At 58.2% G+C, this 13,341-nt stretch carries 16 protein-coding genes; 14 read left to right on the top strand and 2 right to left on the bottom strand.

From position 1 onward, the window contains the following. The 10 genes from VGE80_RS09745 to VGE80_RS09700 form a co-directional block, all read left to right on the top strand. Window positions 1–222, top strand: a 222-nt coding sequence (locus VGE80_RS09745) for a hypothetical protein (RefSeq protein WP_440592527.1), incomplete at its 5' end; no start/stop codon positions are given. After that, window positions 222–923: a hypothetical protein gene (locus tag VGE80_RS09740; RefSeq protein ID WP_440592526.1), complete on the top strand. Its 702-nt coding sequence runs from the start codon at window positions 222–224 to the stop codon at window positions 921–923. The genes VGE80_RS09745 and VGE80_RS09740, both read left to right, overlap by 1 nt. Next, window positions 923–1,423, top strand: a complete 501-nt coding sequence (locus tag VGE80_RS09735) for a hypothetical protein (RefSeq protein WP_440592525.1) — start codon at window positions 923–925, stop codon at window positions 1,421–1,423. The genes VGE80_RS09740 and VGE80_RS09735 overlap by 1 nt, the downstream gene beginning before the upstream one ends. A gap of 34 nt (window positions 1,424–1,457) precedes the next feature. Continuing rightward, entirely contained in the window at window positions 1,458–2,165 is a 708-nt protein-coding gene (locus tag VGE80_RS09730; protein ID WP_440592524.1) for a hypothetical protein, read from the top strand. Between the two features lie 33 nt (window positions 2,166–2,198). After that, window positions 2,199–2,672, top strand: a complete 474-nt coding sequence (locus VGE80_RS09725; protein ID WP_440592523.1) for a hypothetical protein — start codon at window positions 2,199–2,201, stop codon at window positions 2,670–2,672. A gap of 22 nt (window positions 2,673–2,694) precedes the next feature. Next, complete coding sequence (locus tag VGE80_RS09720) at window positions 2,695–4,707, top strand: terminase gpA endonuclease subunit (protein ID WP_440592522.1); 2,013 nt, start codon at window positions 2,695–2,697, stop codon at window positions 4,705–4,707. A 21-nt stretch (window positions 4,708–4,728) separates the two neighbouring features. After that, a complete protein-coding gene (locus tag VGE80_RS09715; protein ID WP_440592521.1) occupies window positions 4,729–5,166 on the top strand; it encodes a hypothetical protein in 438 nt (145 codons plus the stop codon). 4 nt (window positions 5,167–5,170) lie between these two features. Then, window positions 5,171–5,503, top strand: coding sequence for a hypothetical protein (locus VGE80_RS09710; protein WP_440592520.1), 333 nt, complete (start codon window positions 5,171–5,173; stop codon window positions 5,501–5,503). Next, window positions 5,500–7,470, top strand: a complete 1,971-nt coding sequence (locus tag VGE80_RS09705; protein WP_440592519.1) for a hypothetical protein — start codon at window positions 5,500–5,502, stop codon at window positions 7,468–7,470. Before VGE80_RS09710 ends, VGE80_RS09705 begins: the two co-directional genes overlap by 4 nt. A gap of 18 nt (window positions 7,471–7,488) precedes the next feature. Further along, a complete protein-coding gene (locus VGE80_RS09700; protein WP_440592518.1) occupies window positions 7,489–7,893 on the top strand; it encodes a hypothetical protein in 405 nt (134 codons plus the stop codon). Between the two features lie 507 nt (window positions 7,894–8,400). Here VGE80_RS09700 and VGE80_RS09695 read toward each other — a convergent pair. Further along, on the bottom strand, window positions 8,401–8,847 hold the full coding sequence (locus VGE80_RS09695) for a hypothetical protein (protein ID WP_440592517.1): 447 nt from the start codon (window positions 8,845–8,847) through the stop codon (window positions 8,401–8,403). Continuing rightward, window positions 8,844–9,368 (bottom strand): hypothetical protein, encoded by a 525-nt coding sequence (locus VGE80_RS09690; RefSeq protein WP_440592516.1) that lies wholly within the window; start codon window positions 9,366–9,368, stop codon window positions 8,844–8,846. Before VGE80_RS09690 ends, VGE80_RS09695 begins: the two co-directional genes overlap by 4 nt. Before the next feature lie 207 nt (window positions 9,369–9,575). On the opposite strand from VGE80_RS09690, the gene VGE80_RS09685 reads away from it, so the two are divergent. The 4 genes from VGE80_RS09685 (at window position 9,576) to VGE80_RS09670 (ending at window position 13,310) form a co-directional block, all read left to right on the top strand. Next, the gene (locus VGE80_RS09685; RefSeq protein WP_440592515.1) at window positions 9,576–9,908 is read left to right on the top strand and encodes a hypothetical protein; all 333 of its coding nucleotides are present in this window, start codon (window positions 9,576–9,578) and stop codon (window positions 9,906–9,908) included. After that, entirely contained in the window at window positions 9,898–11,487 is a 1,590-nt protein-coding gene (locus tag VGE80_RS09680) for a phage portal protein (protein ID WP_440592514.1), read from the top strand. The genes VGE80_RS09685 and VGE80_RS09680 overlap by 11 nt, the downstream gene beginning before the upstream one ends. Next, complete coding sequence (locus VGE80_RS09675; RefSeq protein WP_440592513.1) at window positions 11,487–12,887, top strand: S49 family peptidase; 1,401 nt, start codon at window positions 11,487–11,489, stop codon at window positions 12,885–12,887. The genes VGE80_RS09680 and VGE80_RS09675 overlap by 1 nt, the downstream gene beginning before the upstream one ends. 69 nt (window positions 12,888–12,956) lie before the next feature. Continuing rightward, window positions 12,957–13,310, top strand: coding sequence for a hypothetical protein (locus VGE80_RS09670; RefSeq protein ID WP_440592512.1), 354 nt, complete (start codon window positions 12,957–12,959; stop codon window positions 13,308–13,310). Window positions 13,311–13,341 lie beyond the last annotated feature (31 nt).

Here is a 13,341-nt window from a genome sequence, read left to right as displayed (position 1 = left end):
CTGCGGCTGGTGAACCGCCGAAGCTTCAATGGAGTCACCAACGGGCTGGGTGGTGGGGACTATCGGCTATTGGCCGACTCGCCAGCCATCGGGCTCGCGATGGATTGGGTAACCCCTTACGACCTGTTCGGGAGACGACGTCGCCCCTACGGAGCGTCGGGGGCATTTGAGTTTGAATCCGTCAGTGGCTTGCTGCTGTTACGTCGAAGGAGACGGAGATAATGTTTTTCGAAACTGGCGTGCAAAGCCAATCGATCGTCGCACGGGTCTTTGATGACACGGGGCTTCCCGTTGCGGGACTCAACGCGGCGGGGATGCCGACGGTCAAAGCGGTCAGGGCGGGAGCATTCGCGGCGGTCACCATTGGGCTGGTGAACCTTGCGTCTGCGACCGATGCCTGGACTGAGGGGGGGCTGTGGAGTTATGGCGATGGCACGTATCGGATTGACCTGCCCAATTCGATCTTCGCGTCTCCTGGACGAGTCACGATCTGGGGCGAAGCTTCCGGCAAGCGGTTGGACGTCGACACGATCGAGGTCGGCGTACTGGCGGCGATCGGCACGGCCGTGACTGCGATCGCAAATTCGCTGACCGCCATTGGGGTGATTGTGGCTGCGGTGAAGGATAAGACCGACAACCTTCCCTTCGAACCCGCAGCGGTGGGGTCCCAGATGGATCTGGTCGCGGACCCGAACGCAGCGGCCATTGGGGCAATCGTCGATGCGGTCTTTGCCGGTGGATCGATCGATGGCGCGGACCTGCAAGGCGTGTTGCGACTCATTGCGGCAGCCGTGATCGGCAAGGTGTCGGGTCTACCCGGGACGTCAATTGCCCAGCGTGCGATTGATGACAGCAAGGTCCGCATCTCTGTGGTGCAGGACGCAAACGGCAATGTCACCAGCGTAACGACGGATGCTTCCTGATGGTCGCTCGTTTCAAACCCCCGCTTGTCCTCTCCCGGCGCCGTTTGATGGTGCCGGGCGGAGGTCCTACGCCTGGTGACCTGCCGTCGAGTACTCGGCCGGGGCGGATCGAATGCAAGGCGCTCATCGACGAAATCACCGTCAAGACGATCGGGTATCTGTTCCCGGGTGACCGGGCGAAGATCTCGATCGACTGGGGCTCCAACGTCGAAGGGCTCGAAACCGGCTGCCTCAAGGCGGGGGAAGTCGTGGCGAGCTGCACGGCCGAAGTCTACCGACAGCCGGACGGGGCAACCGACCTTGGCTTCGGCGTGGCGGCGGTGAATGACGGGCCAGTTCGGATAGGCAAGCGAATCTGCCAGGCGGGTGAATGCACGATCTGCTTTGTAGGGACGACGGTGGAGCAGGTGCGGGGTGAGTACCGGGTGAAGTTTCGTGTGACCACGTCGGAGGGAAACGTTTATACGCGCGTCGTGCGAATCAACGTCAGTGAAAAGTAACAGTAGCACAATTCAGAAAGGCGAGAGTCTGAATATGGCGAAGAAAAAAGCGGCTGCGCTCGTGCCAGTCGAAGAACAGAAGAAAGTCCCGGCCGCGATGCCTGGCCCGGACCCGTTTGCAGCTCCCGAGGGGGCGGATCTGTCATATATGCCGGAAGCCCTGCGGCTGCTGGCAGTGCGGGCGGATTCGCTGCTCATGGATCCATTGAACGTGAAGGATCACGGGGATATTGACCTGCCCGCTCATCAGGCTTCGCTGAAGAAGTTCGGAATTCGGCGAGCGGTGGTCGTTCGGCGAGAAAATCGGCAGATCGAAGCGGGGAACGGAACTGTTCTGGCGGCACTGCGGAACAACTGGGAGTACGTTCCCGTGCTGTTCGTGGACGACGATCATTCTTTGGCTCGTGCGTTTTCGCTGGCCGACAATGCGGTCAGCACACTTGCCGTCTGGAACGAAGTCAACCTGCAGAAGATCGCAGACGACGCTCCCGCCTTGTTCGACGAACCGGACCTGGCGGGGCTGGCGGAGCAACTGCTGGAAGATCTTGCGCGAGTGGTCGGCGAGGAAGAAGACGCCGAACCCGAAGAAGATCCGGCCTCGGCGGAGGATCTGACAAAGGATGTCACCTTGTCCCGTCGCGTGATCGCGATTTGTGAGGATGAGGATAAGCAGATCGCACTACTGAAAGAGCTCTCCGAACGTGGTTTTGAATGCCGGTTGTCGACCGTCCGCATTCACTGATTGCCAGACGGCGGAAATGGATTTTGACGGTGCATGGTTATCGAAGAGCGGATATCGGCAGCGAAGGCCCTGGGCGTCTCGGATCGGCAACTCGGTCGGTGGAAACTGACAGAGGGTTTTCCGGACTGCTCGAACGGCTACGACATCGATGCGATCCAGGCGTGGCGAGAGGCGAACCAGCGGAAGGGCTCGGCCGAAGATGATCAGATTGCGGTCATCAATCGGGCCATCAAGCTCGAAAAGCTGAAAGAGATCAAAGCCAAAAACCACTTGGCGGGGCTGGCGATCGACGAAGCCGAAAAGCGACTACTGCCACGACAACTGTACGAGCAATTCATTGCAGCGTTGCTAGCGGGAATCGGTGACTGGTGTAACCAGTTGCCCGGACTGCTCGAAGCGGAGATCCCCGCGAAGTACGGGAAGAAAGTCAAAGCAAGGGCGGCCGAAGAGTGCCGGAAGATGCGTGAGCGGCTGGCGGAAGATCTGAAGCGGACCCCAACGGGCTGAAGCAATGTTTCTGGTGTTGTTTATGCTGACTGGAATTTCTCCTCACGTAATTGACGTGCTGAAGGAAAAGGACTTTGTTCCCACAGCTCAATGGGCTGCGGAAAACATCGTCATGCCTCGCGGTTCGGAAATTAAAGGGGCATACCGTCACGACCTATTCCCCCATGTGCGGGAAGTTTTTGAAGCCTTTGACGATCCCACCATTGAGCGAATCACGCTGCAATGGGCGTCTCGTGTCGGGAAGACAGCCTGCTTCATTTCCTGCCTGGTGAAGATGCTGGCGACTGATCCGGTCCCGATGGCTTTTGCGGATGCCGACGAGTCGTCGGTGAAGCGAGTGCTCGGCCGTATTTGGGACACATTGGACGGGATTCTGTGCCTCAAAGATCGACTGCCACCACGTCACCTGCGGAACCAGTTGTTGATCGACGTAGGGACGTGCGTGATTCGTGGCGCGTGGTCGGGTTCACCCGCATCGGCGGCGGACTACGGGGCGAAGGTGATCGTTAAAAACGAAGCCTCGAAGATGTCGAAGAACAAGTCCCGCGAAGCTCCGTTTGAGGAATTGATCGACGAGCGGGCGAAGGGGTTTGCCGGCCGGAAGATCCTGCAGGCTTCTACACCGACCCAGAAGGGGAAGTGTTACATCGAGCGTGAGCGGCTGTCGGGTGACAATCGGGCCCGGCTGGTTCCGTGCCCACACTGTAACTTCTTCCAGGAGCTCGTGGAGGGGGATGCCGAGTACAGCCGGGAGGGGAAGTTTCTCGGGCTGAGCAACGGCGGTCTGCGGTGGGAACACAGCAAGGGAGGTCATTCCACACCAGAGATTGCCCTGCAGACAGCGTGGTATGAGTGCTGCCGCTGCAAGAAGAAGATTCGGGAGGAACATCGGTTTGAGATGCTGAACGCCGGTGTCTGGGTCCCTGAGGGCTGCACCGTGGACAGCCGAGGCAAGCTGAAGGGGAATCCGGTTCGCAAGGGGAATCACGCCTCCTTCGGGCCATTGTCCACGCTGCATAGCCTCATTCCGGGCGTCACGCTGGGGATGGTGGCGGCGGAGTCGGTGCGATCCAAGATGAAGGGGCACGGGATTGAGGATCCTCGCGGTCGGCGGCGGAACTGCGTGAATTCGTGGTTCGGTCTCACCTGGGACGATGCACCGAAAGCGTCGAAGCCGAACGAACTGGCGGCGCGTCTGTGTGTCCCAGGTCAGCGGCTGCATATTTGCCCGGAATGGGTACGGTTCCTCACGCGGGGTGTCGACGTCCAGTCGCCGGATAACGTGTTTCAGTTCTGGTGGGAAGTCTGGGGCTGGGGCGCTGCTGGCCGGGGCGTGCTGGTCGACTACGGAGTTTCCGGCCGGGATGGTCTCGCGAACGAGATTCGAACCCGGTACTACGATCACGCGGACGGGGGGAGCAAGCTGCGGGCTCCGCTGACGCTGATTGATTCGGGGAACCACGCCAACGACATCTATGCGTTCTGTCGTGAATTCCGCGGGGTTCAGCCGTGCAAAGGGTCGTCGACGTCCAAGTTCCCGACGGTGTTTCGACTTTCGGGGCTCGAGAAATCCAACGTCACGGGGGACAAGGATCTGCTGGCCCGGCTGGGTGGGCTGGTCCTGTTTGAGGTCAACCACGAGAAAACGAACTGGTGGGTCGAGAATTCGATCACGGGGCTGACTCCACCAACGGATCCGAATGGAATTGCATTCCCCGAAGACATGCTGACCGACGAAGACTTCTTCCGGCAGTGGACGGCCGAGTATCCCGCGAACATGGTGACCGAAGACGGGTACGACATTCATGAGTGGAAGAAACGGGGCCGCAACGAGTGGCGCGATGCAGCCCGTTACGCGATGGTGGCGGCGTGGTCGCAGACGAATCACGGGAAGAATTTCAACGCGTTGCCTCCTCGGCTGACGCTGGAGCAGCAGGCTGTGCGAGCGGCCGAAGCCGCCGAAGCCGCAAGAGCGGCAGCGGCGGGCGGACTGAGGACACCCGACGGGCGTCCGTTTTTTGTGGCGAATCGATAATCCAGAAAGGCGAGTTTCTGAATGGCGAAGAAAATGGCACTCAATGGGAACGCAGGGAATCCGGCTGAGGAATTCGTGCCTCCAGACCTGAGCGACGAAGGGGGCGGGGGTGAGCAGATGGAAGCGGAAATCGCGGACCACGCGGAAGCGGAGAACGTTAACCAGGCGGGTGAACCCCCCGAGCAAACGTCCGGTCCGGTGATCCCCGAAACGGTTCAGATGGAACTGACTGTCCCGTGTTTTGTGGGGGAGATTGACCCGAACCGGCACGGATACGTCTCGGCTCGGATCGACTGCACTCTGACGGGTGAGATGGGATCGACGTTCCGGCGTGTGCTGCTGGGCTGTCGTGAGCAGCACCTGACCTATTCTTACAACGGTCGGCAGACTCACGTGGAGAGCGGCAGCGATCTCGTGAGATGGTTGGTTGAACAAGTGTCCGATCAGATGAGGGAGTAATCCAATGTTGGGAGATTTACCAGAACGAGTCCGGCCGGTGCGAGGTGAACAGGTCCCGACCCCACCTGTGACGAAACGCTTCGTCCAGGTGAAAACGGCCTTCGGCTCTCCGGGGAGCATGTTTGACGATCCTGTTCGCGTGGAAGTCTGGCTGTGCGATTACGACTACAGTTACACGCCGACTCTCATTAACGGCCGTCGTCTTCGAAAGACTGGCGAAGTCATGTGGGTGAACAACCATGACCCGGACCTCGAAGGGGTGGCGAACGCGCAGGGGATGATCGAGTTGATTAGCGGTGAGTGGTGTATTACAGCCGTGGGGTGCCCACTCGCATGACTCAACGACCCTGCAAATGCTGTCGTCGGCTTTACACGACGCGGAAATATGATTCTGCGGGAACGGTCATCTGGTCGGCGAACTACTGGCGGGGCTTCCCAGCGGGTGGCACAACGGGCCCGCAGGCCCAGGTCGTTGACTCGGAGCACGTCTATGTGGGGGGCGGGCGTGTGTCGGGTGGCGGTGCGTCGTGGTCACTGATCGCGTTTCGGCGTGACACCGGATCGGTGGTCTGGTACCGCGATTTGCGAGCGGACGTCGTAGCGGCCGGAGTGACCGGGTACGACGTTGGCACGGTGCGTCAGGTCTGTCTTGATCCAGCGGGCAACGTGGTGGCGATGCTGGACCCTCGCTCGTCTGCCACGGGGCAGGCATGGGTGACGGTCTCGCCGGCCGGAAGTGTGGTGGCGGTCAAGTCGCGATCGATGTTTGGCATCAGCGATTCATTCATCGATTTCGCAATCAATGAGAACGGCGACTACCACCTTGTCCGGAGCCTGCTGGGATCAACTCCGTATTTTACGGAGTGGCTTTCGCCGTTCTCGGCTCCCCCCGTGGTCCACCAGTTAGGGGAGTTCTATGCTCCCACCTTTACCTGGCGATTTATGCTTCCGGACGGAACGTCGCTCGGAAGAGGGATGCCAACGTGTATTCGCCGGGTGGGGGGGCGGAATCTGTTTGGGTTTCGGGTGGAGTTCATCGCCGGGTCCGGCAGTGTGTCGCGGCTGGTCTATTGTGTTGGGAAAGTGCAGGCAGGCGTTCCGCACAACACGGTTGACTTCGATACGATTCACAGCGACCTGCTACCACGCCCCACAGACTTCGACGTGAGCGATATTACGGTGGACGGGAGCGGCAATGTCTTCATTGCGGGGGTGCAGCGGTCGGACTTCAACGCCGACACGGCCGTTCGCAAATACAGCTCGTCAGGCGTCCTGCTGTGGCAGGTGAACTGCGCGGGTCGGGGGATCGACGTCGACTCGGATGGGAACCTCTATGCTTCGGCCAATCAGGTTCCGACGGTGCAGAAACGCAACTCCAGCGGAATCCTGCAGTGGGGGCACGGCCACGCGTACGGTCGGCTGGTCGACGTCTCGGGCGATGACCGATTCTTCTCTGGCGGGGGGCTGACGGTCGGTCCAAAGAATCGCCACGATGACGTGGCGTTTGTCTCTGACCCATGCCCTCCGACTGTGTATGCGGAGCCGTGCGAAGGGGCGTGCAGTTACGTCCCCACCAATCCGACCACCAGCGTCGTGCAGCACGATACACCGACTTCGGGGACATTTACCTGGCCAACAAACTGCGCGCTGACGGTAGAGATATGGGGGTCCGGTGCCGGTGGAGCGGCGGGGGTCTTTGGCGGCAATCCAGGTCAAGGGGGCGGGTCGGGTGGCTATCGCAAGATCGGACCGATGCCGTTCACTCCCTCGATGTTCCTGCATTGGGTGATTGGCGATCCGGGTCTGGGTGCGATTGCGGGTGCGCCGGATCCATCGGGCGCCGATGGCGGCGACACATCGATCTCGGGATCGGAAGGGATGATAGCCTACGGCGGCAAGGGGGGATTTGGCACTGGTGGCCGCGCGACCGACGGTGCTGCGGGTGGGGGACTCGGGGGAACAGTGAGTTTGCTGGGGAGTCCGGGGCAGTTACCCAGCGGTCCCAATGGCGGCAACGGGGGGAATGGTCCAACGGGGGCACTTGGCGGTCCTGGGGGCCATTCGGACAACGGCGGGAACGGAGCGGCGCCGGGAGCGGGGGGCGGCGGCGGATCCCGTGGTGACAACGGCGGGAACGGTGGCAATGGTCGTGTGAAGTTCACGATCACGACCTGGGACTGGCTGCTGGATGATGACGGCTGTACGGCCGAGTGCGATGGTTGCCAGACCGTCGATGCGGACTTCTACCTGGAACACGAGCGTCCCACGTCCAGCGGGGATGTGATTGAAGTAGATTGCGAGTGAAGCATGGAACCGGATTGCGTGCATCGACAGTCGGCCAGTGTCCGCTACACGCGCAGCGGCCGGGTTATTCCCGTGAGCCACTGTCAGCAGTTTCAAACGAAGTGTGCTCCTACGGCCGACGATGTGGTTCTGGTCGGTCTTCCCTCGATGAAATCGTGTCAGGGCTGTGAGAAGTTCCTGGAACCGGTTGCGGGGGCGGACTGGATCACCTGTCAGTTCCGGGGCGAACCGATCGGTCGCGTCACGTTGGCGGGCTGCAACTGTGACAAGCTGCTCTATGCCTGCTCTGTGCATGGAACCTGCTTCAAGCGATTGCCACCAGGTCGCACGCGAGAATCGTTCGGCGAGCAGCTGGAGGGCGTTACCATCTGCGCGAGCGAGTGTCAGGATTGGAATCAGGAATTGGGTGACATCTCTATATGATTCTCCTGTCTATGGCCCGCTACTTTCCTTTTGGAGGCAGTTTCTCAATTTCCTGCTTTTGAGCCGCGGAAGCACTCGGCGTTTGCGCTTTCGATCTTCTCACAACTCTCTTCAGCCTGTTTGCTGGTCTAATCGCGATTCTAGTCAACTTTGAATTGCCATTCGGAAGCTTTAAAAAAACGTCGATCGGGGATGGACCAGTTATCGGTAGGCCTTGGAATTCTGCGATGGACCGTGAAACCGGACTTTCCTTGTGAAAAGTAAACGTCATCGTTCCATCCACGTAGGCACGATCGCCGGCGGATACTTTCAGAGTTGCTTCAATAACGGGCTTCTCTTCTCTTTCATCGCGAGTCACCGATGCAATGACTACAAACCTTGGAATGAGAATTGGAAAGCTTTCTGGCGTCAAGGATTCGAATATGTCAAAGATGCTGAGCGAATTGGAAAAGCGGTCAATCGCAGATCCCCGAGCGCAGATTAGAAAGTTAATTTCAGTCACAGTTGCTACCCTTCAATTTTCATCACTCGTTTGCTCGTCTTGGCGTCGAATGTGGACAGATGTTGGTCGGAAAGTTGCCTGAAATCTTGGAAGTCGTCGACTTTGAAGACCTTCGTTGTGTTTGCTACATCAACTGGCGCTACGAGCAAATTAAAGAACTCATCTGCCCACTGCACGGGGGGGACCTTGTCGGGCGTGAGCTGAGCAACAGCATCCGGCCCCTGCCACTCAAGGGCCAACATATGAAGGTAGACGGAGAGTAAGTCTTCTACGTTTGTTGGTGGATTCTTAACGAATGCTTCCAGACGCCGCAGGATTTCTGCGGTTGAGAGTTCTGCGGAAATGACTTCCGCCTCACTTGATCGACGCAGCTTTTTGAAGAGATACCTCGCGTCATTGGCGATACAGAGAACTTCGATTGCACTAAGCTGGCTTGCATGAGGAGATATCATTTCTTTTCTTTCCACTCCTTCAGGCGAAAGAACTCAACATTCGTCGAGTCGTATGGGCAATCGTAATAGTTGTGGACCACTTCGTGTGACTTTCCCCATTTGCTCCAGATTACGGGAATATTCATCGTTGACATCTCCATCTGAGTGACCGCAATCACAATGCCGGAATGCTCAATTGAATAATCGCCAGATTCTAAATAGAGAATGATGTCTCCCGTGCGTGCATCTTGTTTGTCGATTCTGGCGTAGTCATCTTCGTCCAAAATCTTTGTAAATTGAATTTTATCTGGAGTTATTTGCGTTCGACGACTGGCGAAAGTCAAACCGTGACAATTGTAAATTGGGCAGGGTTGATTGACAAATTTCGCGTTCGGATACTTCGATGGAAGGTTTCCAGCTGCGAACCAGTCAAGATACGTCAGCTCGTGCGCTTGTCCATTGTCAATCGAGTTTCCCTTGCGTGTTTCCAATGAAATTTTCACCTCGGACGCATTGCCGCCGGGAAGTAAAATTCTGCCCATTTGCTCCGGATTCCACCACGAATTTTTGGAGTTTGGTGTACTGATGTTGCAGACATATGTGACAAGATCTCACTGAGATTGCAACAATTGGCTTTTGGGAATACTTCGGTTTTATGCCAGTTTAGTCCGAATAATCCGCACAATCCGGCACCGGATTGCGACTAAGAAACTTCACGTCATCATGGCGATGACGGTATATATCGGTGCATGGCCACACCCAAACGCACCGACTATCTGCAGGAGTTCACCGACACGTCAGACTATCAGTCTGATCCGACCGGGACGCTTGCGCGTCGGTTCATTGTGGCGTGTCGAAATCTGCGGCTGCTGACACCGAGTTCTTCCGCGACGGCTCAGGGAGGTTTGACCCGGTTTGAAACCGGATTCCGCGTGGAAGAACTCGGCAAGCTGCAAGCGGAGGCGCAGGCGTGGCTCAACGAGCTTGAATCGCGATCCCCCACAGCGACGGCACTTCGCGGGGATGTTGCGAGACAGTTTTCGTTAGAGCGGTTCCGGGGAGGTCTCTACGATGCCCCGTGAAGTGACTGTTGCCGAACTGTTTTCGGACATGCGAGCGGACTATGACTTCGCGAAGTCGGACGTCGTTCGTCGCAAGAGAACGGGATTGCCTGCTCTGGGAGCGGGTGCCGACTTTCATTTCCGGACCGAGTCTCAGCAGCTGCAGTTCATGGAACTGGCTCGCGACGTGGACCGAAATGACCTGGTTGTCGGTCAGGCGCTGGACCGGTTGGTCAACAATGTGATCCAGGGGGGGTTCCCGCTCGATCCACAGACCGGCGACGATGAAGCGGATGAGATCCTGCAAGAGTCGTGGGAAGAATGGTCGGGGGATAAGCGACTTTGCGATTTCACGCAGACGTCCAACTGGCACGAGAAGCGCCAGTTTGCTCTGCGGTCAATGATCGTTGACGGGGACATATTCAAGATTTTTACCGACCGGGGTTCCGTCGAGACGGTGGAAGCTCATCGGTCTCGGACCCCATCAGGGACCCGGCGAAATGTGGTTTTCGGCATCCTGAAGGATGCCGACAATATTCCGCGACAGGTCTGGTTCACGAAGGAGGATATTCATCCGCTGCAGCGAGTGCATCTGGTGAATCAGACAACGCCATATGATTTTTATGACGGGAATGGGAATCCGCAGGTCCTGCATCTGCTGCGGCGTCGTCGACCGAGTTTTACTCGTGGAATCACGACGTTCGCACCGATCTTCACTGCGGCGGGTCTCCATGACGATATCCAGTTCGCCGAACTGGTGAAGCAACAGGTTCAGTCGTGTATTGCGTTCCTGCGTGAACGGCCATTGGCCAATGCGGACGATTTGATATCGCCAGGATCGGGGACGGCCGGTGAGGTCGAACTGCGTCACAGCGAACAGTCAGTACGGCTGCTGCAGCACATTTTTCCTGGGATGGAGATCACGGGGAAGCCGGGCGAGACGTTGCAGGCGTTTTCGCCGAATGCGGGTGGAACGAACTTCATCAGTCACAGCCATCTGATCCTCACGTTCATTGCGATCAATCTGGATCTGCCGGTGCATGTGCTGCTGCTGGATCCCAGTCAGACCAATTTCAGCGGGTGGCGTGGTGCGATCGACCAGGCTCGCATCAAGTGGCGAGAGCTGCAGAAGTGGCTGATCGATTCGCTGGATACTCCGACGTATCTCTGGAAGGTGCGGGAGTGGGCTGCGGAGCGCAGCAAGCGTGGTCAACGACTGAGGGCTGCAATTCAGCGTGGTGCGATCCTGACTCGGCATGTGTTCCATCCTCCAGGGTTCGCCTACATCGAGCCGCTGAAGGATACGCAGGCTGACAGTCTGGAAGTGAAGTCGAATCTGAATTCACCGCGACGAGTCCTCGCACGGAAGCAACTCGACTGGTTTCGCGTCAGTCGTGAGACGGTCGAGGACAACGCTTATCTGATCCGGCTGGCGAAGAAGGAAGCAGCCGCGATCAATGCGGAATTCCCGAATGATCAGCCGGTTCACTGGCAGCAACTGATTGGTCTGGCCCTGCCTCAAGGTGTGTCGATGCGGATTCAGGAAACGACAGAGCAGGAACCGAAGTCGGATCCCGCCAAGAAAAGTGAGGCTGCCTGATGTCGATCGAGGGTTCGGAACTGCTAACACTGCGACCGGAATATCCGCGAATGGCGGACTACTTCGGTTTGTGGTCGATGGAAGAACGGGCCTTCAATGGACTGTTCAGTCTGGTGGCTGGAACGGATCTGGTGGCGCATGTGGAGATGTCTGCCGAGCGGATGAAGGGTTTGCAGGCTCGCATGGGCCGAGCGGATGAATCGAAAGCGGAAGCTCCTTATCGGCTGACGTCTGGAGGAATTGCTCTCATTAATGTTCAAGGGACGTTGATGAAGGCTCAGAGTTCGTTTTCCAGTGCGACCTCCACAGTCCAGTTGCGGCAAGCCATTCGTCAGGCGGGGCGTGATGCGGCCGTGAATGGGGTTTGCTTTCTGGTTGATTCTCCAGGTGGAACCGTGGCGGGGACTCACGACGTCTCTGCGGAACTGGCGGCACTTGAGAAGATCAAGCCGACAGGGGCGTTCATCGAGGACCTTGGGGCCAGCGCGGCCTACTGGTTTGCCAGTCAGGCCGGGTTGGTCGCAACGAACCCAACCGGGCTCGTCGGATCGATCGGCACGTACATGACGGTCTGCGATTACTCGGCTGCGGCTGAGGAGATGAAGATCAAAATTCATGTCGTGCGGGCCGGGGAGTTCAAGGGCGCGGGGGTCGCGGGAACGAAGATCACCGACGAACAACTTGCGTCGTGGCAGGAAATGGTGAACGGGTTAAACGACCAGTTCATCAGTGCGGTTGCCTCCGGCCGCAGGATGTCGGTGGAAGCAGTCCGAAAGCTTGCCGACGGGCGTGTGCATGTCGGTGAGGCGGCGAAGTCGATTGGTCTCGTCGATGCCGTACAGGGTTTGGACGAGACGATCCGGCAGTTACAGGAACGGGCCGGGGTACGAAGTTCTTCAAAGAAGGGTGCGAAAATGACGGAGCAAACGACAACGCTGACCGGCTCGCTTCAATCGACGGCGGCGACTCTGGACGAGCTGACGGCTCACCTGCCTGGTGCAGATGACTCGTTCGTGATGAAGCAATTGCGAGGCAAAGTGACACTCGATCAGGCCAAGAGTAACTGGCTGACTGAGTTGAACTCCCGTCTGGCAGCGTCGAAAGCGGAGACCGCAGCCGCGAAGGCGGAGAGCGAAGCGGCATCCAAGAAGACGGGAGTCCCGGCGTTGGGAACAAAGTCGAAGGGGGCACAGTCGGAAGACGACACGATCGAGAATCCGATCTCGGAGTTTAACGCCCTCGTGGCTGGCAATCAGCGGGCCGGGCTGTCTCGCTCGGAAGCGGTCCTGTCGGCAGCAAAAGAGAATCCGGCGCTACATCAGGCGTTCCTGTTGGCGACCAACAAAACGAAACAGTCACGGCGGCTCATCGGTGAGAAATACGAACAAGCCGACGAATAACGCACTGTGATGTAACCGGCTTCGGCCACGTCGCGCAGCACAGTTTTTCAATCAACTTTTAAGGGTTCAATGATGATTACGGTTAAGGGAAGTCGGACGTTCAACTGTGCTGCGGATCTGCTGCCGAACCGTCGGGTCAAGTGGAACTCAGGCACGGCAACTGTCATCTATGCTGGCGTGACGGATGAAGCCATCGGGGTCACCGATGGGATGCCCTACAACGGCAGAATCGCGGTCATTCCAATCAACACATCGCATGGTGTCGCGATCGAAGCGGCGGACACGATCGGTGTCGGGGTGGCCTGCTACGGAGCAGCGAACGGCCGGGTGTCTGTCAGCAATGCAGGCGGAGCGGTCCTGGTCGGCACGAACTGGGCTCCCGGGATTGTCGTCAATGCCTTCGCCGATGTGCAGTTGAAGTAGTCCTACACAGATTTTCTCGTGTCTCCACCGC

The organism is Schlesneria sp. (genome assembly GCF_036405755.1).
Classification (GTDB): Bacteria; Planctomycetota; Planctomycetia; order Planctomycetales; family Planctomycetaceae; genus Schlesneria; species Schlesneria sphaerica.
Note: the sequence above shows the minus strand (reverse complement) of the source record. Positions and strands in the feature narration are given on the sequence as shown.